The organism is Geothrix sp. (assembly GCF_049292215.1).
In the GTDB taxonomy this organism is placed as follows: domain Bacteria; phylum Acidobacteriota; class Holophagae; order Holophagales; family Holophagaceae; genus Geothrix.
The window spans coordinates 1-26306 of the sequence record NZ_JBATQW010000043.1; the positions used below are offsets into that span (position 1 = coordinate 1).

Consider the following 26306-nt stretch of genomic DNA (forward strand, 5'->3'; position numbering starts at 1 on the left):
ACGGCTCGGCTGGTGCCTTGGCGCACTTCAAGTATCTGAACACCACGGCCGTGGACGCCGTGGCCACCGGCACGCCGGTGGACCAGCTGCCCAGCGGGACCATCGTCTTCAACCCGGCCATCGTGACGGGGCCCGGCACCTACACAGTGACCGGCGCCACCCAGGGCAACGGCGGCTGCGCCCTCACCTGCCACACCCACGTCCACACCGCCGCCGTGAACGCCTGGACCACCAGCGGTGTGCCGCATCCCATCCCCTTCCTGACCGGGCAGACCGACAGCCAGGGCAATGGGCACCTCAACAACACGGCCGCCAAGTTCACGGCTGACTGCGCCAGCTGCCACGCCTACACGGGCACCTCGCCGGTGGCTGGGGCTCCGCTCTGCTCCAAGTGCCACACGCTGGCCGACCCCACCGTGGTGGCCACGGGGGCGGGCACCTGCCTGTCCTGCCACGCGGGCCCCTCCGGCCTGCCCAAGGGCCCCACAGGCGCGGCCTTCCCCAGCATCGCCGGGGCCCACGCCAAGCACATGAACCTCGCCACAACCCTGACCTGCGATGCCTGCCACACCGGGAACGGGGCCGGTACCGCCACGCACTACGCCAACGCCAACACGCGGACCGGCACCCCCGCTGCCCCCGGGGCCGTGGCGATGGCCGCCACTTTCAACGCCAAGACCGGCGCGTCCACCTTCACCCCGGCCTCCCTGACCTGCTCGAACGTGAGCTGCCACGGCGGCCAGGCGACGCCCAGCTGGACCACCGGCACAATCAACAGTCTGTCCCAGTGCACCGCCTGTCACGGGGTGACCACGTCGGCCGCCGCCGTCCAGTACAACGACGCCTTCGGCCGCCACAGCCTGGGCACACACGATGCCACCAACGCCGCCAACGCCATCGCCTGCACCACCTGCCACAACATGGGCAATGGCTCGGCCGGGGCCCTGGCGCACTTCAAGTACTTGACCACCCCGGCCGTCGACGGCGTGGCCACCGGTACGCCGGCGGACCAGCTGCCCAGCGGGACCATCGTCTTCAATCCCGCCATCGTCACGGGGCCCGGCACCTACACCGTGACCGGCGCCACCCAGGGCAACGGCGGCTGCGCCCTCACCTGCCACACCCACATCCACGTCCCGACCTTTGACACCTGGACGGCCAGCGGGTCGCCACATCCCGTCCCGTTCCTCACAGGACAGACCGACACCCAGGGCAACGGCCACCTGAATGCCACCGCCGCCACCTTCAGCGCGGACTGCTCCGCCTGCCACGCGCACAGCGGCACCGCCCCCATGGCGACGGCGCCCCTCTGCAACGTCTGCCACAAGCTGGCTAACCCCACCGTCCTGGCCACAGGCGCGGGCACTTGCCTGTCCTGCCATGCTGGAACTTCCGGTCTGCCGCAGGGACCTGGCGGCACCGCCTTCCCGAGCATCGCCGGCGCCCACGTGAAGCACCTGACCCTGGGCACGGCCACGACCTGCAACACCTGCCACGCCGGCAGCGGCACGGGCACGGCCACCCACTACACCAACGCCGATTACCGGCACGGCACCCCCGCAGCGCCGGGAGCCGTGGCCATCGACGCCACCTTCAACGCCAAGACCGGCGCGTCCACCTTCACTCCGGCCTCCCTGACCTGCTCGAACGTGAGCTGCCACGGCGGCCAGGCGACGCCCAACTGGACCACCGGCACGATCAACAGCCTGTCCCAGTGCACCGCGTGCCACCGGGTGGCCACCACCGCGGCCGCGGCCACGCAGTACAACGACGCCTTCGGGCGCCACAGCCTGGGCAGCCACGATGCCACCAACGCCGCCAACGCCATCGCCTGCACCACCTGCCACAACATGGGCAATGGCTCGGCCGGGGCCCTGGCCCACTTCAAGTATCTGAACACCACGGCCGTGGACGGCGTGGCCACCGGCACACCGGCGGACCAGCTGCCCAGCGGGACCATCGTCTTCAATCCCGCCATCGTCACGGGGCCCGGCACCTACACGGTGACCGGCGCCACCCAGGGCAACGGCGGCTGCGCCCTCACCTGCCACACCCACGTGCATGCGGCGGCGGTGAATGAGTGGACCTCCGCCGGTGTGCCGCACCCCATCCCCTTCCTGACCGGGCAGACCGACACCCAGGGCAATGGGCACCTCAACGTCACGGCCGCCAAGTTCACGGCGGACTGCGCCAACTGCCATGCCCACACTGGCACCTCGCCGGTGGCTGGGGCCCCGCTCTGCTCCAAGTGCCACACCCTGGCGAACCCCACCGTGGTGGCCACGGGGACGGGCACCTGCCTGTCCTGCCACACCGGCGCCTCCGGCCTACCCAAGGGCCCCACGGGCACCACCTTCCCCAGCATCGCCGGGGCCCACGCCAAGCACATGAACCTGGCCACGACCCTGACCTGCGACGCCTGCCACGCGGGCAGCGGCGCGGGCACCGCCACGCACTACACCAATGCCAATACCCGGATCGGCACACCCACCTCACCGGCCTCCGTCTCCGTGGACTTCACCTTCAAGGCCAAGAGCGGGAACCCCACCTTCACACCCGCCACGCTCACCTGTTCGAACGTGAGCTGCCACGGCGGCCAGGCCACGCCCGGCTGGCAGGTGGGCACGCTCAACAGCGCCACCCAGTGCACGGCCTGCCATGGCGTGGCTGGTTCCGCCGCCACCACCGCCCAGTACAACGACGCCTTCGGTCGCCACAGCCTGGGTTCGCACAATGCGACCAACGCCGCCAACGCCATCGCCTGCACCACCTGCCACAACATGGCCAACGGCTCCATCGGCGCCCTGGCGCACTTCAAGTACCTGAACACCACGGCCGTGGATGGCGTCGCCACTGGAAGCCCAGCGGACCAGATGCCCAGCGGCACCATCGTCTTCAACCCCGCCCTCGTCACCGGGGCCCGCACCTATACCGTGAACAGTGCCACCCAGGGCAACGGCGGCTGCGCCCTCACCTGCCACACTCACATTCACACCGCCGCGTTCAACACCTGGACCTCCTCCGGCGCCACCCACCCCATCCCCTTCTACGCAGGGCAGACGGACAACCAGGGCAATGCCCACTTGACCACCACCTCGGGCATCTTTACGGCCACCTGCGCCACATGCCACGCCACCAGCGGTACCTCACCCCTGGCCACCGCGCCCGCCTGCAACATCTGTCACGCCCTGGCCGACCCCACCCAGGTCGCCACCGGCGCCGGCACCTGCCTCTCCTGCCACGTGGGCGCGCCCGGCCTGCCCACAGGCCCCACCGGGGTCACCTACCCGAACATCGTGGGTGCCCACGACAAGCACATGGCCCTGCCCACGACCCTGACCTGCAATACATGCCACGCCAATGCGGGCACAGGCACCACCACCCACTACGACGCCGCCAACGCCCGCGTCGCACCCCCCACGGGGCCCGCGACCGTCAGCATCGACGCCACCTTCAATGCCCAGAGCGGGGGCGTGGCAGGCTTCAGTGTCGCCGCGCTCACCTGTTCCAGCACCAGCTGCCACGGCGGCCTGGTCACACCCAACTGGCGCACGGGTAGCATCGTCTCCACCACCCAGTGCACCGCCTGCCACGCCATCAACTACGGCACGACGCCCTCCCAATACAACGACGCCATCGGTCGCCATGCCTGGGGCACCCACTCCACCTCGGGCACCCTGGACTGCCGGATCTGCCATGACATGACCCTGGCGACCCCCGGTGCCCAGAACCACTTCGCGGAGCTGAACACCACCGCCGTCAGCAGCACCAACAAGCTGCCCAGCACCACCATCAAGTACACCCTGAACAACGCCACTTACCCCATTACTGGAGCTGCCACCTACACCATCAATGCCACCTACCCTGAAGGGGACGGCGGCTGCGCGCTCACCTGCCACAGCATGACCCACACCGATGCCAACAACCACTGGGCCATGCCCAAGGGCTCCGGCGTGGCCCACCCGGTACCGTACCTCTATACGGACCTCAGCTCCGGTGGCAACCAGCACCAGACCGTCACCCTCGCCGACTTCAACAGCGAGTGCGCCGCCTGCCATGACCTGGGCGGCGTGTCCACCAAGTCAGGCCCCACCTGCAACGTGTGCCACTCCTTGGCGGATCCCACCGCAGTGGCCACCGGGGCCGGCACTTGCCTGTCCTGCCATGTGGGCGCCAACTTCAAGACCCAGGGACCCACGGGCAACGCCTGGCCGAACCTCCAGGGCGCGCACCCCACTCACCTCTCCCTGCTGACCTTCACCCGGACCACACCGGCCCTGCCTGCCTCCATGACCGCTTCAGTCTGTGAGGCCTGCCACGTGGGCTCGGTGCCTGGTGATCCGGCCAATACCCACTACAGCAACGCCAACAAGCGCCTCGCGGGCCACCCCGTGGCAGGCCCCGCCTCCGTGTCCATCGACCCCACCTTCAACGCCAAGTCCGGAACGGCAGGGACTGTGGCCAGCGCCACCGCCTTCACCTGCTCCAACATCAGCTGCCACGGCGGCCAGACCACGCCCGGCTGGCAGAGTGGGACCATGACCGTGAATGCCACCACCTACTGCATCGCCTGCCACAAGATCACGTCGGGGACCGCGACCCAGTACAACGACGCCACCGGTCGCCACAACAATCCCAATGATCACAACCAGACCTGCAACTACTGCCATGACATGACTCAGGCCAAGCAGGGTGCCATCAATCACTTCAAGTACCTGGACACCTCAGCGGTCCGCGTCAGCCCGGACCAGCTCTCCAGCGACACCATCAAGTTCGGCGGTGGGTCGCAGCCAGCCACCGGGGCCATGACCTACACCGTGAACGCCACCATCGGCCGCGGGGGCTGCGCCCTCAGCTGTCATGGGAAGACCCACACGACCGGCAGCTTTGTCTGGAATTGAGCGTAACCGCCCTCGATCCACACCGGCTCACCCCCTCGGCGGGGCTAGTCGCTGTGCCAAGTGCGCTTCCGGTCCTGCCCGGGAGGGACCGAAGGCGGTGGGCGAAGAGGATAGTTGGGTAAACTTGGCTGCGAAGTTTACAACCCACACCGGAGTCTTCCATGAAGCTGTTCCACGCGCTCCCGTTTCTCCTGGTTCCTGCCCTACTCATGGCCGCAGGCCCCGTCCACTACGGCAAACAGTTCACGGTCAAGGAAGAGACCAAGATCAGTGACATCCTCGCCAACCCCGAGAAGTTCGCAGGGAAGACCGTGAAGGTGCGCGGCGCGGTGACCAATGTCTGCGCGGAGCGCGGCTGCTTCCTGAACCTGAAGGGCGACAAGAAATTCCAGGAGTTGCAGTTCAAGGTTGATGACGGCGTGATTGTCTTTCCGGCAGATGCCCTGGGCAAGGTGGCCGTGGCCGAGGGCATCATCTCGGTCAAGGTGATCACCGAGCAGGAACAGAAGGACATGTGTCCAATCGAGGCCAAGGCCCTCAACCGGAAGTTCGATCCCGCCAAGATCAAAGGCCCCATGAAGGTCGTCCGGCTGGACGGCCTGGGCGCCGACGTCCTCAACTAGCTCGCCAGCCGCGTTGAAACCACTCGCCCGCATACCTTGGCGCCGGTGGAACCGCGCCCTGCACCGGGATATCGGCTATCTGGCCGCCGGCTTGACGGTGCTCTATGCCGTCTCCGGATTGGCCATCAACCACATGGCCGACTGGAATCCAAACTACCGGGTGGTCCAGGTCTGGCGTGACGTCGGCCCTCTGCCTGGCGAACTGTCTGAGGAGGAGCTGACACGGATGCTGCTGGAGCGGCTAAAGGTCACCGAACAGCCCCGGACCTCCTTCCAGCCTGACCAAGACACGCTCGATGTGTTCATGAAGCAGGGCAAGTATTCCGTCGACCTGCCCACGGGTCGGGTGCTCTACGAAGCGGTGCAGCCCCGGCCGGTGCTCTACGCGTTCAACCGACTGCACATCAATGCGCCCAAGCAGGCGTGGACCTACCTTGCCGATCTCTACGCGCTGGGCCTGTTGACCCTGGGTATCACCGGGTTGTTCATCCTGCGCGGACCGAACGGCATCACTGGCAGGGGTGCCTGGCTGACGGGCCTCGGGTGCGCCATACCGCTGATCTACTGGTTCTGGTGGGCGTTTCTGCGCTGACGCACCCTACCGGCAGGTCTTCACCGGCTTGCCGCTGGCATCGGTCTGGTAGGCGATCTTCGCAGAAGATGTGAAGCGCTCCTTGTCGGGCAGCCAGGTCTGGGTGGCCCAGATGCGGCACCCCTTCTTGGTAATCTGACTCACCGAGCGGTAGTCGTCCAACCCATCGCCGTCAAAGTCTCCGACTTGCCACATCGACGGATCCAGCAGGTCCGCGTCGATGGCCTCCACTCGGCCGCCTTTGAGTTGACGGCCGTGCTTGCGCGTGTGGTGGACGACCACCGTGGATTCGAAGATCGACAGCACCCAGCCCGTCTGGGCGAAGGGTTTGGATTCCTTGTGGGTGACGTAGATGTCGAAGGATGCGCCGGCGTAGACCTTCGTGCCCGTGGGGGTTTTGGGGGGCTTCTTGGCGGCGAAAGAGGGGACCGACAGCAGCACAGAGAGTGCAAACGCGGGGATCAGATGATCACGATGAGACCTGCGTGGATACATGACACCTCCGGAGTGGGTAAGGTGCCTGATTGTTACAGCCGAATCCAGCCCTTATCCGATGGGCTCTCGCCTCCGGCCACAGGCTTCGGCGTCCCCACCCAGGCGTAGAAGCTCGGCAACGCCAGCAGGGTGAACAAGGTGCTGGTGACGAGGCCACCCACCATGGCGATGGCCAGGGGGCGCTCCAACTCGGAGCCGCCGAAACCGAACAGCATGGGCATCAGGCCGAGGATCGCGGCCCCGGCGGTCATGAGCTTGGGGCGCACGCGGCCCAGGCTGGCTTCCCGCAGGGCGGCCTCGAAGGGGAGGCCCTGTGCCATCAGGCTCTTGGCCTGGGTGATGAGCACCAGGCTGTTCTGCACCGCCACTCCGAAGAGCCCGATCATCCCCACGATGGAGCTGATGTTCCAGGTCTCCCCGGCCAGCCACAGGGCGAAGAGGGCGCCCGCGAAGGCGTCCGGCAGGGTAGCGAGCACCACCAGCACCTCCCGCCAGGTCTTCAGGGCGATGTAGAGCAGCCCCACCACCAGCGTCAGGGCGCCCACGATGGCGAGGCCCAGGCGCCTCTGGGTTTCCCGGGCCTCCTCGATCTTCCCGCCCAGCTTGATGAAGGCGCCCTCGGGGAGCTTCACACCTTCCAGGGCCGACTCGATGCGCTTCGCCGTGCCACCGAGGTCGCCAGAGGTCCGGATGTTGAGGCCGATGCGCCGCTGACCCGACTCTCGCCGGACCAGGGTTGGCGTGGAAGCTTCCTCGAAGTGGGCTACCTGACCGAGCGTCAGGGCCCGGCCATCATCCAGGACCAAGGGTGTGCCCTTCAGTGTCTCGGGACTCGTTCGCCCGTCGTTCGGGAAGCGGACCATGCGCTCGATGCGCTGGGGGCCCTCGAAGCGGATCTCGGAGGGGAGGCCCTGGAGGGCAGCCTGAAGCGTCCTCGTGACCAAGGGACGGAGGACGCCCAGGCGTCGCAGGGCCTCCTCGTCGAGCACCAGTCGCCAACGGGGCATTGGGTCTGGCGTGTCAGGGGTCACGCTGCGGACGCCTTCGACCTTCATGAGCCGTTCCCGGAGTTCCGGAATCACCGACCGAAGGGCCTCCAGGTTACGGCTGAAGACCTTCACCTGGATGTCGGCTGGCGTGCCGCCAATGCCCTCGGCGATGCGCTCCTGCATGGGAGTGTTCACCTCCACGGGGAAGGGCATGGCTTCGGCAGCCTCCATGACCTCCCGACCAACGGTGCGCTCATCAGCCTCGGGTTTCAGAATCACCATGATCTCGCTGTCGGTGATGGGGCAGGGGTCTTCGGTGACCTCGGCACGCCCGCTTCGGCGATAGACGGATTCCACACCCGGGATGGTCTTCAGGCGGGCGTCCAGGTGTGCGTTGGCCTGATCGACAGCCTCCAGGCTGCTTCCCGCAGGGACCTTGGATAGGAGCATGAAGGCCCGCTCATCCAACGTGGGCAGGAAGTTGGTGCCAAGGTGGATCGCTAGCCAGAGGCTGGGGACCGTGAGGCCCAGGGCCAGCACGCGCACCAGGGGGCCGTGGTGCAGGGCCCAGTCGAGGGCAGGCTCGTAGATCCGCTTGATGACCGTAACGAACCGGGGTTCGTCCAGGGAGGTGCCGGGGGGCAGGAACCGCTCCACCAGCGCGGGCACCAGGGTGAAGGTCAGCACCAAGCTGATGGTCATGGCCGAGGCCACCGCGACCGCCAAGGGCGCGTAGAGTTTGCCCGCGATGCCGCCCATGGACAGCAGGGGGATGAAGACGGCCAGGATCACCAGGACGGCGATGAGGATGGGCGTGGCGACCTCGGCGGCGGCCCGGGTGAGGGCCACGCGGCGGGGCTCCTCCTGCTCCCTGTGTGTGTGCAGTCGGTGGGCGAGGTTCTCCACCATGATCACAGCGGCATCCACCAGGAGGCCCACGGCGATGGCGAGGCCGCCGAGGGTCATGGCGTTGAGGCCCAGCCCGGCGAAGTGTAAAGGGATCGCGGCCCCGAAGGTGGCCAGGGGAAGCACAGCCAGCACCAGCAAGGCTCCCCGGAGGTTCCCGAGGAGGACCACGAGAACAATGGCCACGAAGATCCCGCCCACCAGCAGCGCCAGGGTCACGCCGTTCAGGGCGCGGGTGACGAGACGCCCCTGGTCGTAGATCACCTCCAGGCGCATTCCCTCCGGGAGGCCCTTCTTGAGTTCGACCACGGCGGCGCGCACACCCTCGGCCACCTCCAGGGTGGCTGCGGTGGGCTGTTTCACCACCCTCATGCTCACATCCTCATGGCCGTCATGCCGCGCCAGTCCCCGGCGGAAGGCCGGGGCCTCCCGGACCTCGGCGACTTCGCCCAGGGTCACCACACTCTTGGCGGCCTGCACAGGGAGCCGACGCACGTCATCCGGGGTCGCGGCGAGGCTGCCCACGGTCATGAACCAACCCTTGTCCTGGATCTCCAGCACTCCCGTCGCCGTGTCCTGATGGCTTTGCTCCAGGGCCGCCATCACGCGGTCCAGGCCGACCCCCAGGCTGCGGACCTTCTCGGGGATCAGCGTGATCTGGAGGGACCGCTCCTGTCCCCCAAGGCGCTCCACTCGGGCCACGCCGGGGAGGGCTTGGAGCCTGGGCCCCAGCACCTGCTCGGCGTAGTCCCTGAGCTTCATGGGGTCCACCCTTTCGCTTTCCAGTACTACTTCCATCAGTTCCTGTAGGCGGCCTGACGCACTGGACATCAGGGGCGGACGGGTGCCGGTCGGGAAGCTCCCGATCACCCCGGTCAATCGCTCGGCCACCAGTTGTCGCGCCCGCCAGGGATCCGTGTCCCCATCGAAGGTCACTACCACTTGGACCAGCTCGGGCAGCACTGTCGTCGCGACGCGCTTGACCCCGGACATCCCGCCCAGGGCCTGCTCGGTGGGCTGGGCCACGGACAGCTCCAGTTCCGGCGTGGCACGGCCAGGACTCTGGATGAGCACGCTGAGGATGGGCAGGTTCATGTCCGGGAAGAGGTCGCGATTGAGGTTGCCGAAGGTGAACACGCCCGCCAGTCCCCAGACGAGGCTGAGCGCAAACACCCATCCCTTGTGGGGAAGGAGCAAGTCGAACCAGCGGCGGATCAGGGTTCGATGCTGAGGGGTGTAGACCGCGTCGGGGTCATGCGGCATCGCCGGATCGAGGGGGATGTCGGGCCCGTTCGGGAGGCTTGGATCAGTGGCCATGGCCACCTCCCGCTTCAGGCTGGGCTCGCTTCTGCTGGAACGCCTTGAGGAGGTAGGCACCTTCGGTCACGACGGTCTCCCCGGGCTTCACCCCTTCCACTACCAGCACCTCGTCCTTCACATCCAACCCGCGCTTGACGGGCCGGAACACGGCTTCTTCCTTGTTCACCACGTAGACACCCCAGCGTCCCTCCACCTGCTGAAGGGCCGCCTGGGGCAGATAGACGGCGTTCTCCAGTGGCACCCTCACCTCCAGTGATGTGCCAGGGAGGGGCAGCGAACCGCCCAGAAGGCGCAGGCGGTAGCTGAGTCGTCGAGTGTCGGTAGTGAGCGTGGTGGGTGTGCCCTCTAGCTGGGCCCTCCAGTGCTGACCGTCGCTCCGGCGAACGTCGGTGATGGCCCCGGGGCGCCAGCCTTCTGGGGCGGGTGGAGGCAGTTCCAGGCGGGCGATGGCGGCGGACGCGGACTGGAAGCTGCCCAGCTCCTGCCCCGCCTCGACGCCCTGGCCGAGCTGGATCTTGTACGCCGTGACCGAGCCGCCCTTCGGGGCCTTCACGGTCAAGACGGCGCCGGCGGTTTCCGGATGCTGGCCCCGGGCCTCCAGGGCGAGCCGAGCGGCTTCCTCATCCGCCCTGGCCGTGGTGGCCTCACTCCGGGCGGCTTCCAGCTCTCGCCGGGAGCCGGCTAGGGCCTCGAAGAGCCGCTGCTCGCGAGCCAGTTCGGCCTCGGTGCGTTCGCGTCTCGCCTTGCTGGAGAGCCAGTCGGCCTTGAGCCGGGCCAGTTCAGGGCTTTGGAGGGTGATGAGGCCGACCCCGGCGCCCACGGGCCTTCCCGGCGAGATGAGGATGGCCGAGACAATGCCTCTGACCGGACTGCTGAGCATCGCCTGGGCGGACTCGTCGCCCACTGCTTCGGCGGGAAACCACGCCCCCCCCGCTTTTGGCTCGGGGACCACCAGGAAGCTGAGCCCCCGGATGTCCTTCAGAGGAAGGTGGGCACCGTCCTCGGCGTGGACACCTGCTTCCTCGTGGGCTCCCTTGGCTTCGGAGGGTGGGTGGGGATTGCGATTACAGGCAACCATGGCGGTCAGGGCAAGGATCAGCAGGGTGGGTCGAAGGGCTTGATTCATGGGTTCACCTCGGCCGTGAGGGCCTGGAGTTCGGCGGTGAGAAGGTGGGCGGCTTGGAGGCGGCGATTGGATGCGGCCTGGGCCTCCAGGAGCTGGCGGCGGATGGGGAGGGCCTCCGAGGGCCGCTCCTTGCCTTCGCTGAGGCGCATGCTGACGGCGTTGAGGGACAGGTCGAAGCCCTTGAAGGGCATGGGGGCCGTGGCTGTCTGCAGTCGGATCAACGCAGACTGAAAGCGGGCGTCCAGCTCCAGCAGAGCCACCTCCAGCTCACGCTGGGTGGCCTGGAGGGTGGCTTCGGTCTCGCGTCGGAGGGCCTGGCCCTCACCGGGTCGGGCGAAACGGTAGGCCAGTCCGACCTTGCCGATGCGCTCCTCGCCCTCCCGGGCGTAGCTTCCCCGGAGGCTCCAGCGGCTGGTGGCCACGGCCTCTTGGTGCAGCAGTGCCCGCTGCTCAAGCTCCAGTCGGCTCTGGATGGCCCGTCGCAGGGCACTGGTCTCGAACTTGGCCGCAAGACCGGCGGCAGGAAGGGGTAGCGGATCGCCGGGGTCAGCCAGGGGGACGGGGCCGCCAGGGACATCCGCAACGGTGCGAAGGGTGGCCCAGGCATTCAGACGTTGTCGGCGGCTCTCGTCGAGATCGGCTTGGGCACGGAGGACCTCGCCTTCCACCAGGCTGACCTGGAACCCCGCATCCGCACCCGCCTGCAGGCGCGCCTGGGCGGCCTTGAGCCAGGTCTGGACGGTGGCGACATCTGTCTCGCGGAGCTGCAGCAGACGTTCACTCAGCCAGGCGTCCAGGTAGGCTCGGCGGAGTTGGAACTTAGCCTCGGTCCTGGCGGCCTCTCTTAGGGACGGAAAAGGACATGAAAAGTGACAAGAAGGCCCTCGGCTACATCAGGGTGAGCACCGACGGTCAGGTCCGAGACGGGGTCAGCCTGGACGCCCAGAAGGACAAGATCAGGCGCTGGGCCGATGATCACGGCTACGAGTTGGAAGGGATCGTCGAGGACGCCGGAATCTCGGGCAAGGCCATGAAGAACCGCCCAGGTCTGCAACAAGTCTTGGCCAGGGTCCGGCGTGGCGGTGTGGTCGTAGTTTACAGCCTGAGCCGCTTGGCCCGTTCCACCAAGGACACCATCCTGATCGCCGAGGACCTGGAGAGGCGTGGCGTGGACTTGGTCTCCCTGACCGAAGCCCTGGACACGACCTCGGCGGCGGGGCGGATGCTGTTCAGGCTCCTGGCCGTCCTCGGGGAGTTCGAGCGCGACCTGATCTCCGAGCGGACGAGTCTGGCGCTCCGCCATCTCCAGCGGCAGGGACGCTACATCGGGGGCCGGGTCCCCTTCGGATATAGCCGGGCGGGCCAGCTCGTCCGCAAGAACTCCAAGGAGCAGGCGGTTGTCTGCCTCGCCCGCGAACTCCGAGCATCCGGTCATAGCTACAGGCAGACGAGCCGGGCCCTGGCGGAACAGGGCCACTTGAACCGCAAGGGCAAGCCCTTCGGACCGTTCCAGGTCCAGCGGATGGTGAGCCGGGTGGATAGGACGGCCCAGGCGTCCAAGTGATTGACGGCCCTGCTGGTCTTGGGTGAACGTGCTGTCCTCATCCACCAGGAGGACGCCGATGAGCCCACGACACCGAACCTACTACTCCGCCCCCGCCCACGGCGGGGACCCTGCTGAAGTCTCACGCCGCAGGTTGGAGGAGGCGAGGGCCGCCATAGAGCGGAAGGTCGCCTGGATCGAGAAGGCCAACAGCTTGGCCGACCTCCACACCGAGCTGAGAACGATCCGGGAGCGGCTCACCTCCTTGGAGGCGATGGTCCTTGGGGTCTTCTCGTCTATGGAGGCGCGGCCATCATTGGTGCAGCCGGTGCCTACGGATGTGGAGCGCCACTGTATCGGGATCAAGGAGGCCGCGAAGTTCTTGGGGATGTCTCCGTCCACCCTGGCCCAGATGCGGATGCGCGACGAGGGCCCGCCTGCTATCAAGATGGGGATGCGAAGGGTTCTATACCGGGTGACCGACCTCGTGGCCTGGATAGATGCTCGGCTGGAGCCCGTCCCCCGCCACCGGTAGGTGAAACGGGAGGGGCGGAAGGGGCTCACCCCCCCTACCTACTGCCGGAAACCCAGCACCACCGGGGGTGGTGGGCCAAAAGGGGGCTTCCACTTCTTGTTACCGTCTGACCCCCCAGTAGCTACTTTCGATGGTCCTGATGGCCATTTTTTCTCTAAAGATTCGCCTGGGAGTCTATGCCCTCCAATACGAATGAAAGCCCCGTAGCTACTCGCTATCGGGGCCTTCAATCTGGGGCGACTGAGGGGACTCGAACCCCCGACACCTGGAATCACAAGAAAGGTATCGAAGCTAGTGGAGCTAGTCGTGGTGCGGGTTCGCGGAGGTGTCCCTGGGGTCACCCCACACATACACCACAAGGTTTTCGGCATCAGCCTTCTGGTTGTGTGGCGGAGTGACTTCGTCACCCCTCCCGTGTCAGCCTCAGAGCGTTGAACACCACCAGCAAAGAGGCCCCCATGTCGGCGGCGATGGCAGACCAGAGGGATGCGTGACCCACCAGAGTGAGGACGACGAACACGGCCTTCACCCCAAGGGCGAAGGTGATGTTCTGGTGGATGATCCGCAAGGTCCGCCGGGCGTGGGCGATGAGCCAGGGAAGCCGGGTGAGGTCATCGGACATGAGTGCGATGTCGGCGGTCTCGATGGCGGTATCGCTTCCGGCGGCCCCCATGGCGATGCCGATGGTGGCGCGGGCCATGGCGGGCGCGTCGTTGACTCCATCCCCGATCATGGCGACGGTGCCGTAGGTCTCGACCAGCCCTTCGACCACTTGGACCTTCTGCTCGGGCAAGAGTTCTGACTTCACTTCCGAGAGACCCACCTCGCGGGCCACTCGGTCAGCAGCAGCCCGGTGATCTCCGGTAAGCATGACTAGATGCTGGACTCCGGCCTCTTTCAAGCGACGGAGGACCTCGGCGCTCTCGGCGCGGACGCCGTCGGCCAGGGCTATCAGGCCCTGTGTTCCAGCCTCGTTACCCACCAGGATGACCGTGGCCCCGGTCTCGGACACTTGCCGGAGGGCATCCTGGAGGGCGGGACTACCGTGGCCCAGTTCCTCTGCCCAACGAGGTGAACCGGCCCAGATACGTTGCGCCCCCTCACGGCCCCGCGCCCCTTTTCCGGGCACGATCTCGAACTCGGTCACAGGGAGGGGTTGGAGCCCTTGATCCTTCGCGTGGGCGAGGATGGCTCGGGCGACAGGGTGGTCCGTCTGGGCCTCCAGGCTCACTGCCATCTGGAGCACCGCTGGTTCCGAGCCTCCATGAAGGGGAACCACGCGCTCCACCTGAAGGACGCCCCGGGTGAGGGTGCCGGTCTTGTCGAAGGCAATGGCCTTGAGGTGGGCGGGCGCTTCCAGGAAAGCGCCGCCCTTGATGAGCACCCCATGGCGAGCCGCCGATGCCAGCCCGGACACGATGCTCACGGGGGTGGAGATCACCAGGGCACAAGGGCAAGCGATCACCAACAGCACCAGGGCCCGGTAAAGCCATGCTGACCAAGTGCCGAGATTCAACAGCGGTGGGAGGACCAACACCAGGATCGCCAACCCCATGACCACCGGGGTGTAGACCCGGGCGAAGCCGTCTACCCACTGCTCCATAGGGGCACGGCGGTGCTGTGCTTCACCAACCATTCGGATGATGCGAGCCAGCACGGAGTCAGAGGCAGGATGGGTGGACTCCCCTACCAGCGTGGTGTTGCCGTTGATGCTACCCGCGAAAAGCGATGAACCTGGGGCTTTGGGGCTGGGCAGGCTCTCGCCCGTGATGGACGCTTCGTTGACCTCGCCTTCCCCTTCGACCACATGACCATCAAGCGGGATCCGCTCTCCGGGGCGGATCTGGAACCGTGAGCCAACCTTGACCTGATCGGGTGGAACGTCCTTAAGTTCGCCGCATCCGCACTCAGAAAGCAGGTGGACGGTCTCGGAGGTCAACTTGAGCAGGGACTGGACGGCCCGGCGAGCGCGGCCCAAGCTCCAGGCTTCCAGGGCCAGGGAGACCGCGAACAGGAAAGCGACCGACGCAGCCTCCAGCCACTCCCCGATGCCGATGGCGCCAAGCACCGCCACGGTCATGAGCAAGTTCATGTCCGGCCTCAGGCGGCGGGCAGACAACCACGCCTTGGGTAGGATGAACCAGGTGGCCACCAGAGTCGCGATGGCATAGAGGATCCGAGAGGCCAGTGGCACGTGGTGGGCCCCTTCAGCCTCCCGCCACCCAAGTGCGGTCAGCCAGCCTCCTCCTGCCGCCGCGTGAACAACCAGGGCCGCCATGATCAGAAGGGCACTGAGAATGGTCGCGGCGGTGCGGGCCCGCAGGGCAAGCGGGCGCCCCTGGCCATCCCCAGGCTGCTGTTCAGTCCATTCCTCAGCCTGCATACCGGTGGCACGGACGGCCTGGAGGACCGCCTCGGAGGAGGCCGAGGCCCCCTCCGAGAGGATCATCTTCCCGTTCAGCAGGTCGAAGGCGAGGTTTGCCTCACCCCCTACCAGCGGGCCCACCTCACGCTTGAGAACAGCAATCTCCTCGGCGCAGTCCATGCCGTGGATCTTGAAGGATCGCTTAGGCGTGCTCATGATCCGTCTCCTTCGGTTTCCCCACCCAGGCATAGAAGCTCGGGAGGGCCAACAAGGTGAACAGGGTGCTGGTGATGAGGCCGCCCACCATGACGATCGCCAGGGGGCGCTCCAGTTCGCTCCCGCCGATGCCTAGCAGCATGGGCATGAGGCCAAGGATGGCGCTCCCGGCGGTCATGAGCTTGGGGCGCACGCGGCCCAGGCTCGCTTCCTTGAGGGCCTCGTGGAACGGCATCCCGGCGGCGACCAGATGCTTGGCCTGGGAAATGAGCACCAGGCTGTTCTGCACGGCGACGCCGAAGAGGCCGATCATCCCCACGATGGAGCTGATGTTCCAGGTCTCCCCCGCGAGCCAGAGGGCGAAGAGCCCCCCGGCGAAGGCGTCCGGCAGGGTCAGCACGACCACCATGACCTCTCGCCAGCGCCCCAGGGCTAGGTAGAGCAGGCCGACCACCAGCGCCAGGGCGGCCCCGATGGCTACTACCAGCCGCTTTTGGGTTTCCCGGGCCTCCTCAATCTTCCCACCCAGCTTCACGACGGTGCCCTTGGGCAGGGTCAAGCCCTTCAGGGCCTTCTCCAGACGATCCGCCGTGCCACCGAGGTCGCCCGTGGTGCGGACGTTCAGGGCCAGGCGCCGCTGGGCCGACTCACGCCGGATCAGGCTAGGGGTGCTGGCCTCCTCGAAGCGGGCGACCTGACCCAGTTCCACCACGCGGCCATCGTCGAGCACAAGTGGTAGACGCTTGAGGGTCTCGGGGCTGGTGCGGCCATCATCCGGGAAGCGGACCACCCGTTCGATGCGCTGAGGGCCGTCGAACCGGGGCGAGGTCTCGGTGCCTTGGAGGGCCGTCTTCAAGGTCCTCACGATCAGCGGTCGTGGGACATCGAGGCGCCGCAGGGCGTCTTCGTCCGGAACCACAGTCCACTTCGGCAGAGCCCCCGCCCCTTCGGGGGTAATGGACGCGACACCCGGCACCTTCGCCAGTGATTCCTGAATCTCGGGGAGCTTGGCTTGCAGGGCGGCCAGATCTGGGTGGAAGAGCTTCACCTGGATGTCTGCCGGAGTGCCCCCGATGCCTTCGGCGATGCGCATCTGCATGGGCGTGGTCAGTTCGACTGGATAGGGCAGTTCCTCGGAGATCTCAGCGACCTCCTTTTGCACTTCGGGGGTCCGCTTGGTGCCATCCAGCACCACCAGCACGTCAGAGATCGTGTGGGGCATGGGGTCCTCGGTCAACTCGGAGCGCCCGGTCCGGCGGTAGACGGACGAGACGCCGGGGAGCTTCACGAGCTTCTGTTCGAGCTGGAAGTTGGCCTCATCCACTGCGGCAAGGCTGGTTTCCGCAGGCAGGATGCTGTTGAGGAGGAGGGCGCCTTCATCCAGGTTGGGCAGGAAGTTGCTTCCCAGGTGCAGGGCCAGCCAGAGGCTGGGGATGGTCAGGCCCAGGGCCAGCACCCGCACAATGGCGCCATGGCCCATGGCCCAGTCGAGGGCAGGGCGGTAGACGCGCTTCAGGGCCACCACCAGACGGGGCTCTTCAAGCTGCGCACCGGGTGGCAGGAACCGCTCCACGAGGGCGGGCACCAGGGTGAAGCTCAAGACCAGACTGAGGGTCATGGCCGTGGCGATGGCGACGGCCAGCGGCGCATAGAGCCTGCCCGCCAAGCCCCCGATGGCCAACAGGGGAATGAAGACCGCCAGGATGACCAGCACCGCCGTGAGGACAGGAACCCCTACTTCAGCGGCAGCCCGGGTGAGGGCAACGCGCCGGGGCTCGATGTGATCCCGGTGCTCATGCAGTCGGTGGGCGAGGTTCTCCACCATGATCACGGCGGCGTCCACCAGGAGACCCACGGCGATGGCGAGGCCGCCCAGGGTCATGGCATTGAGGCCCATACCGGCGGCGTTCAGGGGGATGGCCGCCCCGAGGGTGGCCAAGGGCAGCACGGCGATGACGATCAGGGCCGCTCGGAGGTTCCCCAGCAGGAGCACGAGCACCCCGGCCACGAAGAGCCCGCCCAGCAGGAGGGCCAAGGTAACGCCGTTGAGGGCGTGGGTGACGAGTCCTCCCTGGTCATACATGAGGGTCAGTTCCATGCCCTCCGGGAGACTCTGGCGGAGTTCGTCCAGGGCCTTTCGGGTCTCCTGGGACACGGTCAGAGTCTCCGCCGTGGGCTGTCGGACCACCCGAAGGCTCACGTCTTCGTGGCCCTGGTGCCGGGCGAGCCCGCGCCGGAACCCAGCACCTTCCCGAACTTCAGCGACATCGCCCAGGAGGACCGTTCCCCGGGGGGTCTTCAGTCGGAGCTTCTTCACGGCCTCGGGCGAGGCCGCGAGGCTGCCAACGGTGATGAACCAGCCCTTGTCCTGGATCTCCATCACCCCGGCGGCGCTGTCCTGATGGGAGCCGTCCATGGCGTCGATGATCTGGGTGAGACTCACGCCCTGGAGCCTCATGCGCTCGGGCTGGACGATGACCTGAAGCTGGCGCTCCTCCCCCCCAAGGCGTTCCACGCGGGCGACGCCGGGGACGGCCTGTAGCCGGGGGATGAGGACCTTCTCCGTGTGGTCCCGCAACTTCATGGGATCTGTGGCGGGGCCTTCCAGCACGATCTCCATGATCTCCTGGAGGCGCCCGGCGGCGCTGGAAACGAGCGGGGCCCGGGTCCCCTCGGGGAAGTTGCCGATGATGCCTGCCAGGCGTTCGGCCACGAGCTGCCGGGCCCGCCAAGGATCTGTGTCGCCCTCGAAGGACACCACGACCTGGACCACTTCGGCCTGCACGGTGCTCACCACGCGCTTGACGCCGGGAAGGCCACCGATGGCCTGTTCCACCGGTTGGGCCACGGTCAGTTCCAGCTCCGTGGCGGCCCGTCCCGGGCTCTGGATGAGGAGGTTGAGGCTGGGGAGAGTGAGGTCCGGGAAGAGGTCGCGCTTCAGGGTGGCGAAGCTGGCGAGCCCTGCGACGCCCCAGACCATGGCCAGGGCGAAGACCCACCCCTTGCGGGGGAGCATCCAGTCAAACCAGCGGCGGATCAGGGTCCGGTGCTGGGGCGTGTAGACCTTGTAGGGGTCGTCGGGCATAGCCGGATCGAGGGGAATGTCCGGATCCTGCGGAAGATTCGGCTCAGTGGTCATGGTCTTCCCCTCCGCTCTTGCGCTTGATCTGGAGGGACTTCAGCAGGTAGGCGCCCTCGCCGACCACGGTCTCGCCGGGCTTCACCCCGTCGAGCACCATCACGTCGGTGCCGAACTCGGGGCCCCGGTGCACGGGGCGGAACATGGCCTCGTCACCCTCCTTCACGAAGACACCCCAGGTGCCTTCCACCTGTTGCAGGGCGCTCTGAGGGAGGACCACGGTTTTTGCCAGAGGCACATGGACCTCCAGCGGCGTGCCGGGGAGCGGGAGTGGGCCGCCCAGCAGGCGCAGGCGGTAGCTGAGGCGTCGGGTGTCTGTGGTGAGGGTCATGGGGGTGCCCTCCAGTCGCGCCTTCCAACGTTGGCCGTCGCCCTTGCGGACTTCGGTCATGGCGCCGGTCTGCCAGTTCTGGGGTGCGGGGAGTGGCAGCTCCAGGCGGGCGATGGCGGCGGAAGCGGCCTGGAAGCTGCCCAGTTCCTGTCCGGCTTCGACGCCCTGGCCGGGCTGGATCTTGTAGGCGGTGACGGTGCCCGCCTTCGGGGCCTTCACTGTCAGGACGGCGCCCGTGGTCTCGGGGTTCTGTCCTCGTGCCTCCAGGGCTAGGCGGGCCGCTTCCTCGTCAGCGCGGGCTGTGGCGGCTTCACTCCTGGCGACCTCCAGTTCGCGCCGGGATCCGGCCTGGGCATCGAAGAGGCGCTGCTCGCGGGCCAGTTCGCCCTCGGCGCGGTCGCGCTTGGCACGGGTGGACAGCCAGTCAGCTTTCAGTCGGGCCAGCTCTGGACTCTGAATGGTGAACAACCCGGCTCCGGCGGCGACGTGCTGGCCGGGCGGGACCTGGATCGCCGAGACGATACCCTTCACCGGGCTGCTGAGGATGGCCTGGGCGGACTCGTCCCCGATGGCCTCGGCGGGATACCACGCCCCCTCGGCCTTGGGCTCGGGGACCACGAGGAAGCGGAGGCCCCGGATGTCCTTCAGTGGGAGGTGCATGGCCTCGTCACCATGGGCGGCCTCATCCTTGTGGCCCTCCTTGGTTTCAGCGGGCGCGGCGGCCTTGCGGTCGCAGGCCACGGTGGCCACCAGGGCGAGGGTCAGCAGGGAAAGACGTAGGACTTGGTTCATGGGTTCACCCCGTTGGTGAGGGCCTGGACTTCGGCGGACAGAAGGTGGGCGGCATGGAGGCGGCGGTAGGAAGCAGCCTTCGCCTCCAGGAGCTGGCGGCGGATGGGCAGGGCCTCGGAGGGCCGTTCCTTGCCCTCGCTGAGGCGCAAGCTGATGGCCTTGAGGGACTGCTCGAAGCCCATGAAGGGCAAGGGCGGCGTGGCGGTCTGAAGCCGGGCCAAGGCGGATTGGAAGCGGGCATCCAGCTCCAGCAGTGCCGTCTCCAGCTCACGCTTGGTGGCCTGGAAGACGGCCTCCGTCTCCCGCCGGACGGCCTGACCTTCCCCCGGACGGGAGAAGCGATAGGCGAAGCCCACTTTGCCGATGCGGTCTTCCCCCTCCTTGCCGTAGCTGCCCCGGAGGCTCCATCGGCTGGTGGCGATGGCCTCCTGGTGCCGGAGGGTCTGCTCCTCCAGGTCCAGGCGATCCTGGATGGCTCGGCGCAGGGCGCTGGCCTCGAACTTGGCCTGGAGGCCATCGACGGGTAGCAGGGAAGGATCCCCAGGGGCGGCCAGCATGGTGGGCGCCGAGGGCACCTCGGCCAGGGACCGCAGCACGGCCCAGGCGTTCAGCCGCTGGCGGCGGGCCTCGTCCAGATCCGCCTGGGCGCGGAGCACCTCGCCTTCGACCAGGGTTACCTGGAACGCGGGGTCGGCCCCGGTCTCCAGCCGCACCTGGGCGGCTTTGAACCACGCCTGCACCGTCGCGAGGTCCATCTCGCGGAGGCGCAGCACCTCCTCGGCCAGCCAGGCGTCCAGGTAGGCTTGGCGAAGACGGAACCGGGCCTCGATCTTGGCGGCGCCACGAAGGGCGGGGTCAGCCTGACCGAGGGAAGCCTCCAGGCGGCTCCGGGTGCCCTGCGACAAGAACAACGGCAAGTCCAGATCCACGGTCTGGTCCGTTGTCGTCGGAGCGATGGGGTTCGTGCGGGGCCCGGCGGAGAGGCCAAGGGCGGGTCCCTCGCGCAGGAAGCCGCGCGTGCTGGCCAGGGATCGGTGGCGTTCAGCGAGGAGGGCCTCGGTCCGGAACTGCTCGGGGCTGGTCCGGGCCCGTTGGACTATGTCGTCGTAGGAGAGGGGCGGCGCCTGCGCGAAGAGCAGGCAGGGCATCGCCCCGAGAAGGATAGATCGCATGGGAGCCTCAGGGGGTTCGATTGGATGGCACGGCAGGGCGAGGCCCAGCCGTGGCTTCGGAGCTGGGATCTCTCAGACCCGGGGGGGATCCTTCTCAGGTTCGGCTACCAGGCTGACGAGGTTTTCGTCTCGCTCAGCCTCATAGCGGGGGTGTGGCAGCGGGTCGGGTGCTGGGGGAACGGGTGAGTCTGGGACGGGGACGGTGGCACAGCCATCGGCACAGAGGATGTGGCAGATGGGGGCGCAGTCATCTTGTGCACCTTCAGAGCACTGATCCAGACCCGTCGCGCCCAGGTAGAGAGAAGCCAAGAAGAGGAGGAGGATTGCGGCCCAGCGCCTCATGACGCGCTCACGTGGGCATGGGTGTGGGTCTCCTCGTTGAGACAGAGCCCGTGATACATGAGCTTGGTCACGCAGGGATCCACGATGCTGTAGTGGATGTGGACCCCGTGGCGGCGCGTGCTGAGGATGCCCAGATCCACCAGACGGCGGAGCTGGTTGGAAACCGCCTGGGGCTTCATGCCCACGGCATCGGCGAGGTCAGACATGCACGGGTCGCCCAGACGGACCAGGGCGTGAAGCAGACGGAGCCGTGTGTCGGAGGCGAGCACGTCGAAGATTCGGGCCAGCTCAGCAGACTCACCGAGGCCCAGCAAAGGCCGCTCCGAGAGGGGCGCCTTGGGGGGGCAGGCGGGGATCTTCAGGGTCAGCTTGGCCATCGGAGGTATTATACACGAAGTCGTGTAATGGTAGATTTCTCCACCATCGACTATGACAGTTCCGTCCCCTCGGAGAGCACCTGCAAGACCTGCTCGTAGGCGAACAGTCGGTTCCGCTGCCCGCCGGTGATCTCCCGGACGATGCCCAGCTCGGTCAGGGCCTTCAGGGCCTTGTTGACCGTGGCAGGGGAGAGGTTCTCCGCATCGCCGATGGCGGAGGCGGAAGCGATGGGGCGCCCTTGGAGGTAGTGGTGGACCTGGAGGACCGAGCCCGCGACCTTGCCGTTCGCCTGGATGCGCTTCCGGTCGTCGGCGAAGAGCTGGAGGAGCCGCTGGGCCGTGGAGACCGCGCTGTCGGAGGTCTCGGTGACGCCCTGGAAGAAGAAGTCGAGCCACGCCTCCCAGTCGCCGTCGATGCGGACCTTTTGCAGCAGCTCGTAGTAGGTCTCTCGGTGCTGCTTCAGGAAGAGGCTGAGATAGAGGAGGGGTTCGCGGAGCACGCCTTCCACACTGAGGAGTAGGGTGATGAGCAGGCGCCCCACGCGCCCGTTGCCGTCCAGGAAGGGGTGCAGGGTCTCGAACTGGACGTGGGCCAGGGCCGCCCGGGTGAGGGGATCGGCGATGGTGGCGTCGCCGTGCAGGAACGTCTCCCAGACTCCCAGGCACTCCGGCAGCTCCTCGTGGGGCGGCGGGACGAACTTGGCGTTGCCGGGGCGGCTGCCGCCGATCCAGTTCTGGCTTGTCCTGAACTCCCCGGGCTGCTTCCCGCTGCCCCGGCCCGAGGTGAGCAGCACCTCGTGGATCTCACGGATGAGGCGCAGGCAGAGGGGGAAGCCCCCCTTGAGTCGCTTCAGCCCGTGGTTCAGCGCGGCGACGTAGTTGGACACCTCCACCACATCGTCGAGGGGGACCCCGGGGGCGTGCTGGTTCTCGTAGGCCAGCAGGTCAGAGAGGGAGGACTGCGTCCCCTCGATCTGGCTGGAGAGCACGGCCTCCTTGCGGACGTAGCTGTAGAGGAACAGGGCTGGGTCCGGCAGCAGGGCCGTGACGCCGTCCAGGCGACCCAGGGCCAGGGCGGCCCGCTGCTGGGCGGCCAGCAACCCGGGGGTCCACTGGATGGGTGGATCAGGTGGCAGGGGGTGTGGGACGAAGGCCCGGACGGGTTCACCCTGGGTCGTCTGCACGACGTAGCGGCCTGTGATGTCCCGCTTCATGGCGCCCCCGGAAAGTAAAACAAGGATGATCCTTGTTTTAGAAAAGTGCAAATAACTAAAACAAGACTTCACCCTGTTTCACATCCTGAAGAAGGACAAGGGTGCCCCCATGACCCCGATCCTCACGCTTATCTACGTCAGGTTGTAGATACTTCCGAGATATTTCGATGGTATGACCTCAATCCCCACCAGGGCTTCGCCACCTGGATCCACTTAGGTGTGCATTCCAGGTATCGAATCGCCCTACTAGGTAGAGGAGGGGGTCGTCCCCGCCATCACCGAGGGGTTCATGGCGCAGTCCGGCTACAAGAACGGCCTGAAGAAGACCCCCAAGGGCTTCTGGTCCTACAACATCCGGGTGGGCCGGAAGACCAAGACGGGGACCTTCGCGACCACCCGGCTGGAGACGGCCCGTAAGCTGCTGGACCAGCTCCGTGATGACCTGCTCCGGCAGCAGGAGGGCCTGGAGATCAAGCTCACCGTGGGCGAGGCCATGGACTACTGGCTGGAGAGCCGCTATTCCAACGCCAAGCACCTGAACCGCGCCATCTACGCCTTCGATCGTGCCCGCCCGGTGCTGGGACAGGTGCAGGTCCGCCGCCTTACCCAGGCGGAGATCATCGCCTTCAAGCGCACTCTCCTCGAACCAGACGACCCAGACAGGCGTCCGCTCGCGCCGACGACCGTGAACATCGTGCTGCGCTACTTGGCGGTGGCTATCAACTGGGCCGTGAAGAACAAGAAGATCGCCGAGAACCCCTTGAAGCAGATGCCCTACGAGCCCGTGCCGGAGGACAACCGGCCCTTCCTTGTCCGGGACGATGTGATCCCGTTCTTGATGAAGGTGGACGCCCTGGGCAACGCGCACCACCAGGTGGCTATCCGCGCCATGCTCCTCATGGGCCTGCGCGAGTCCGAGGCCCTGCGGCTCCGCTGGGACGGCTTCACGGGAGACTGGGCGTTCTACGCCCCGGCCCGTGCCAAGAACGGGAAGGCCCAGCCCATCCCAGTCCAAGCCGAGGTGCTCCGGGCGGTCCGAGCGATGCCCCAAGAGTCGGAGTGGGTGCTGCCCGGGAGGGCCGGGTCCCTGCACCTGAAGGGCTACACGCGCAAGGTCGTGGAGGAGGCCGGGGTCGAGATCGGCAAGCCCGGGCTGACGCCCCATCGCCTTCGCGCGTCCTGCGCGACCATCCACGCGGCCATGGGGGTCAACGCCTTCCAGATCCGCGACCTGCTCCGCCATGAGCGGATCGCCACCAGTCAGAAGTATGTGAACAAGGTCCCGTGCAACCTCCAGGTCGTGGTCAGGACCACGTTCGACGGGATCACCGAGATGTTCACCGAGGTCGTCCCGATCATCCCGAAGCCGACCACCGTGGACGTGAACCAGATCGACCCGACCAACGACGGGACCGGAGAACCTACCCGATGACCACCCCCAGCACGAAGGCCACCACCACGGTGGTGCCCGCCGAGGCCGACACCACCACCATGACGTTCAAGCGCCTGCTTGGCACCGACGAGCTGGTGCTCCGGCTTCGGGAGCTGATGCCCGGCGGGATCTCGAAGCGGACGGTCTACGCGTGGCTCGATATGGGCTGCCCTCACGTCCCGGTGCCCGGGGCCCGCAAGAAGCTGGGCTTCGTCCTCGACGAGGTCGTCGCCTGGGTCATGTCCCACAAAGTTGAGCGGAACATCTACGCCAGCCCCCGGCGGGTGGCGTGATGGACAAGCCGATGATACCCCCCGACGGGATCAAGCTCGTTGAGGTCCCCCCAGAGTCCGCTCCCAAGTCTCGCCTGAGCCCCGAACTTGTCATCCCGGACAAGGTCGTCCACGTGCCCGCCGCCATGGTGCCGATAACAGGAGTTATCAGCACCACACCCTCTACTCCGGCAGAGGTAGGTGCAGGGATGTGGGTGTCCGTTGAGCGGGCCATCGACGCCTTCCTCGCGGGCGGGGTGGACAGCCTTCACACCCGGCGAGCCTATGGCCGTCACCTCAGAGATGCGTTTGCCCTACTGGAGATCGACGACATCCGGGATCTGACCGGCGAGCACTTGGCCGCCTATCGAGCCCACCTCCTTGAGGACGGACGGGGGCCCAGCACCAAGACCCAGGCCCTGGCCGCGATGCGGAAGTTCCTGCGGTGGGCCTCGGCTACAAGGACCACCCGAAGATTTGACCGAGAGGTCCTCCAGGCAACGCTGAAGTCGCCCCGAGCCCAGGTGATCAACCCCTACACGGTGTTGACGGAGCCGGAGGTGGGGAGGCTCATCAAGGCTACGAACACCCTGCGGGACCGGGCCATCGTCATGACCCTGCTCGGCGCCGGGCCCCGGGTGAACGAACTGGTCCATCTGGATGTTGGCGACCTCCGGCACGACGCCGATGGTGGCGACATCCTCCACATCCGCGAAGGCAAGGGCAGCCGGGATCGCTTGGTGCCTGTTCGTGAAGATGTGTCCCTTGCCCTCCACCAATACCTGTTGGGCTCGGGCCGGACCACCGCCTCGCTTGGCCCACTGTTCCTGGCCCATGACCGTGCACACGGCGGTCGAGAACATCGCCGGGTAGGCGTGCGGTCGATCCGGAAGCTCATCAAAGTCCTACGTCTTCGGGCTGGGATCGCCAAGCGGGTCACACCGCACAGTCTTCGCCACAGTTTCGCCATTCGGGCCCTCCGCTACAGCGGGAACCTCGTCGCAGTCTCGAAGATGCTGGGGCATAGGAGCATCGCGACCACACAGACCTACCTGAACCATCTAGGGCTGGGAGAACTGCGCCGTGCCATCCCGCCCCTTCCAGTGGAGGGTCTGCTTGGCAATCCGGAGCAGAACTAATACCCGAGTTTGCGACGGCGCCGGTGTCGGTGTCGGTGAACGAGAAGTCCAACTTCCCGGACCAAGGGTGACCCCTGCGGTCCCCGGAGACCCCCCATGACCCCGAACGATCTCATCACAGCCAAGGAGACCGCCCAGCGACTCCATATCGCCGTCGGCACCCTCAAGCGTTGGCGTCGAGGCCACGCTGGTCCTCCCTGGTGCCGGGTTGGGAGCCGGGCGGTCCGTTACCCGGTGGCCCTCCTGGAAGCGTGGGTCAACAGCAAGAACGCGGGGACCGGGTTGGACACGGGGACCAGCTCCGAGGGTCGCCGCCGGACCGACGACCTCACGGGTATCATCCCTACATCCACAGCTGTCCAGGGCCCCCAACCCCAGAGCTGGAACTTCATCACCAACATCCGCCCCCAGGGCGGGTAGGAGTCCTCATGTTCGTCCAACCCTCTAACCGTGGCCCTCCTGGTGGCCAACCCCGTTCGCGGCTT

At 67.0% G+C, this 26306-nt stretch carries 19 protein-coding genes; 9 read left to right on the top strand and 10 right to left on the bottom strand.

Annotation, left to right across the window (positions count from 1 at the left end; translation table 11 throughout):
* The first annotated feature begins 17 nt into the window (after positions 1-17).
* The 3 genes from WAS25_RS07125 to WAS25_RS07135 all read left to right on the top strand — a co-directional run bounded on the left by WAS25_RS07125 (position 18) and on the right by WAS25_RS07135 (position 6116).
* Positions 18-4901: a CxxxxCH/CxxCH domain c-type cytochrome gene (locus WAS25_RS07125; RefSeq protein ID WP_422310825.1), complete on the top strand. Its 4884-nt coding sequence runs from the start codon at positions 18-20 to the stop codon at positions 4899-4901.
* A 161-nt stretch (positions 4902-5062) separates the two neighbouring features.
* Positions 5063-5524 (top strand): DUF4920 domain-containing protein, encoded by a 462-nt coding sequence (locus tag WAS25_RS07130; RefSeq protein ID WP_422310826.1) that lies wholly within the window; start codon positions 5063-5065, stop codon positions 5522-5524.
* Positions 5525-5537: 13 nt separating this feature from the next.
* Positions 5538-6116: a PepSY-associated TM helix domain-containing protein gene (locus tag WAS25_RS07135; protein WP_422310827.1), complete on the top strand. Its 579-nt coding sequence runs from the start codon at positions 5538-5540 to the stop codon at positions 6114-6116.
* A gap of 6 nt (positions 6117-6122) precedes the next feature.
* Here the strand turns inward: WAS25_RS07135 and WAS25_RS07140 are convergent, their stop codons facing one another.
* Genes WAS25_RS07140 through WAS25_RS07155 form a run of 4 tightly spaced genes read right to left on the bottom strand, consistent with a single transcriptional unit; the run spans position 6123 to position 11749 of the window.
* A complete protein-coding gene (locus WAS25_RS07140; protein ID WP_422310828.1) occupies positions 6123-6611 on the bottom strand; it encodes a hypothetical protein in 489 nt (162 codons plus the stop codon).
* Positions 6612-6643: 32 nt separating this feature from the next.
* The gene (locus WAS25_RS07145) at positions 6644-9823 is read right to left on the bottom strand and encodes an efflux RND transporter permease subunit (RefSeq protein ID WP_422310829.1); all 3180 of its coding nucleotides are present in this window, start codon (positions 9821-9823) and stop codon (positions 6644-6646) included.
* Entirely contained in the window at positions 9813-10952 is a 1140-nt protein-coding gene (locus tag WAS25_RS07150) for an efflux RND transporter periplasmic adaptor subunit (protein WP_422310830.1), read from the bottom strand. Before WAS25_RS07150 ends, WAS25_RS07145 begins: the two co-directional genes overlap by 11 nt.
* Positions 10949-11749 (bottom strand): hypothetical protein, encoded by an 801-nt coding sequence (locus tag WAS25_RS07155; protein ID WP_422310852.1) that lies wholly within the window; start codon positions 11747-11749, stop codon positions 10949-10951. The genes WAS25_RS07150 and WAS25_RS07155 overlap by 4 nt, the downstream gene beginning before the upstream one ends.
* A 65-nt stretch (positions 11750-11814) precedes the next feature.
* On the opposite strand from WAS25_RS07155, the gene WAS25_RS07160 reads away from it, so the two are divergent.
* Both WAS25_RS07160 and WAS25_RS07165 read left to right on the top strand, forming a co-directional pair.
* The gene (locus WAS25_RS07160; protein ID WP_422310831.1) at positions 11815-12516 is read left to right on the top strand and encodes a recombinase family protein; all 702 of its coding nucleotides are present in this window, start codon (positions 11815-11817) and stop codon (positions 12514-12516) included.
* A gap of 58 nt (positions 12517-12574) precedes the next feature.
* Positions 12575-13030: a helix-turn-helix transcriptional regulator gene (locus WAS25_RS07165; protein WP_422310832.1), complete on the top strand. Its 456-nt coding sequence runs from the start codon at positions 12575-12577 to the stop codon at positions 13028-13030.
* Between the two features lie 403 nt (positions 13031-13433).
* Here WAS25_RS07165 and WAS25_RS07170 read toward each other — a convergent pair whose 3' ends face one another.
* The 6 genes from WAS25_RS07170 to WAS25_RS07195 all read right to left on the bottom strand — a co-directional run bounded on the left by WAS25_RS07170 (position 13434) and on the right by WAS25_RS07195 (position 22978).
* Complete coding sequence (locus tag WAS25_RS07170) at positions 13434-15611, bottom strand: heavy metal translocating P-type ATPase (RefSeq protein WP_422310833.1); 2178 nt, start codon at positions 15609-15611, stop codon at positions 13434-13436.
* A complete protein-coding gene (locus WAS25_RS07175) occupies positions 15598-18750 on the bottom strand; it encodes an efflux RND transporter permease subunit (RefSeq protein ID WP_422310834.1) in 3153 nt (1050 codons plus the stop codon). The genes WAS25_RS07170 and WAS25_RS07175 overlap by 14 nt, the downstream gene beginning before the upstream one ends.
* Complete coding sequence (locus WAS25_RS07180; RefSeq protein ID WP_422310835.1) at positions 18740-19873, bottom strand: efflux RND transporter periplasmic adaptor subunit; 1134 nt, start codon at positions 19871-19873, stop codon at positions 18740-18742. The genes WAS25_RS07175 and WAS25_RS07180 overlap by 11 nt, the downstream gene beginning before the upstream one ends.
* Positions 19870-21045, bottom strand: a complete 1176-nt coding sequence (locus WAS25_RS07185) for a TolC family protein (RefSeq protein ID WP_422310836.1) — start codon at positions 21043-21045, stop codon at positions 19870-19872. Before WAS25_RS07185 ends, WAS25_RS07180 begins: the two co-directional genes overlap by 4 nt.
* 338 nt (positions 21046-21383) lie before the next feature.
* Positions 21384-21764 carry an ArsR/SmtB family transcription factor gene (locus tag WAS25_RS07190; protein ID WP_422310837.1) on the bottom strand — a complete coding sequence of 127 codons (381 nt, stop codon included), beginning with the start codon at positions 21762-21764 and terminating at the stop codon, positions 21384-21386.
* Positions 21765-21814: 50 nt separating this feature from the next.
* On the bottom strand, positions 21815-22978 hold the full coding sequence (locus WAS25_RS07195; RefSeq protein WP_422310838.1) for a Fic family protein: 1164 nt from the start codon (positions 22976-22978) through the stop codon (positions 21815-21817).
* A gap of 289 nt (positions 22979-23267) precedes the next feature.
* Here WAS25_RS07195 and WAS25_RS07200 point away from each other — a divergent pair, with 289 nt between their 5' ends.
* From WAS25_RS07200 to WAS25_RS07215, 4 genes are all read left to right on the top strand, one after another.
* Complete coding sequence (locus WAS25_RS07200) at positions 23268-24410, top strand: tyrosine-type recombinase/integrase (RefSeq protein ID WP_422310839.1); 1143 nt, start codon at positions 23268-23270, stop codon at positions 24408-24410.
* On the top strand, positions 24407-24703 hold the full coding sequence (locus tag WAS25_RS07205; RefSeq protein WP_422310840.1) for a hypothetical protein: 297 nt from the start codon (positions 24407-24409) through the stop codon (positions 24701-24703). Before WAS25_RS07200 ends, WAS25_RS07205 begins: the two co-directional genes overlap by 4 nt.
* Positions 24704-24891: 188 nt before the next feature.
* The gene (locus WAS25_RS07210; protein WP_422310841.1) at positions 24892-25821 is read left to right on the top strand and encodes a tyrosine-type recombinase/integrase; all 930 of its coding nucleotides are present in this window, start codon (positions 24892-24894) and stop codon (positions 25819-25821) included.
* Positions 25822-25917: 96 nt separating this feature from the next.
* Positions 25918-26241, top strand: a complete 324-nt coding sequence (locus WAS25_RS07215; protein ID WP_422310842.1) for a helix-turn-helix transcriptional regulator — start codon at positions 25918-25920, stop codon at positions 26239-26241.
* The last annotated feature ends 65 nt before the right edge of the window (positions 26242-26306 follow it).

What these genes read in the sequence shown, in the direction of transcription:
- WAS25_RS07130 (WP_422310826.1), top strand. Translation starts at nt 5,063, where the DNA reads ATGAAGCTGTTCCACGCGCTCCCGTTTCTCCTGGTTCCTGCCCTACTC.
- WAS25_RS07140 (WP_422310828.1), bottom strand. Translation starts at nt 6,611, where the DNA reads ATGTATCCACGCAGGTCTCATCGTGATCATCTGATCCCCGCGTTTGCA.
- WAS25_RS07145 (WP_422310829.1), bottom strand. Translation starts at nt 9,823, where the DNA reads ATGGCCACTGATCCAAGCCTCCCGAACGGGCCCGACATCCCCCTCGAT.
- WAS25_RS07150 (WP_422310830.1), bottom strand. Translation starts at nt 10,952, where the DNA reads ATGAATCAAGCCCTTCGACCCACCCTGCTGATCCTTGCCCTGACCGCC.
- WAS25_RS07160 (WP_422310831.1), top strand. Translation starts at nt 11,815, where the DNA reads ATGAAAAGTGACAAGAAGGCCCTCGGCTACATCAGGGTGAGCACCGAC.
- WAS25_RS07165 (WP_422310832.1), top strand. Translation starts at nt 12,575, where the DNA reads ATGAGCCCACGACACCGAACCTACTACTCCGCCCCCGCCCACGGCGGG.
- WAS25_RS07170 (WP_422310833.1), bottom strand. Translation starts at nt 15,611, where the DNA reads ATGAGCACGCCTAAGCGATCCTTCAAGATCCACGGCATGGACTGCGCC.
- WAS25_RS07175 (WP_422310834.1), bottom strand. Translation starts at nt 18,750, where the DNA reads ATGACCACTGAGCCGAATCTTCCGCAGGATCCGGACATTCCCCTCGAT.
- WAS25_RS07180 (WP_422310835.1), bottom strand. Translation starts at nt 19,873, where the DNA reads ATGAACCAAGTCCTACGTCTTTCCCTGCTGACCCTCGCCCTGGTGGCC.
- WAS25_RS07185 (WP_422310836.1), bottom strand. Translation starts at nt 21,045, where the DNA reads ATGCGATCTATCCTTCTCGGGGCGATGCCCTGCCTGCTCTTCGCGCAG.
- WAS25_RS07190 (WP_422310837.1), bottom strand. Translation starts at nt 21,764, where the DNA reads ATGGCCAAGCTGACCCTGAAGATCCCCGCCTGCCCCCCCAAGGCGCCC.
- WAS25_RS07195 (WP_422310838.1), bottom strand. Translation starts at nt 22,978, where the DNA reads ATGAAGCGGGACATCACAGGCCGCTACGTCGTGCAGACGACCCAGGGT.
- WAS25_RS07200 (WP_422310839.1), top strand. Translation starts at nt 23,268, where the DNA reads ATGGCGCAGTCCGGCTACAAGAACGGCCTGAAGAAGACCCCCAAGGGC.
- WAS25_RS07205 (WP_422310840.1), top strand. Translation starts at nt 24,407, where the DNA reads ATGACCACCCCCAGCACGAAGGCCACCACCACGGTGGTGCCCGCCGAG.
- WAS25_RS07210 (WP_422310841.1), top strand. Translation starts at nt 24,892, where the DNA reads ATGTGGGTGTCCGTTGAGCGGGCCATCGACGCCTTCCTCGCGGGCGGG.
- WAS25_RS07215 (WP_422310842.1), top strand. Translation starts at nt 25,918, where the DNA reads ATGACCCCGAACGATCTCATCACAGCCAAGGAGACCGCCCAGCGACTC.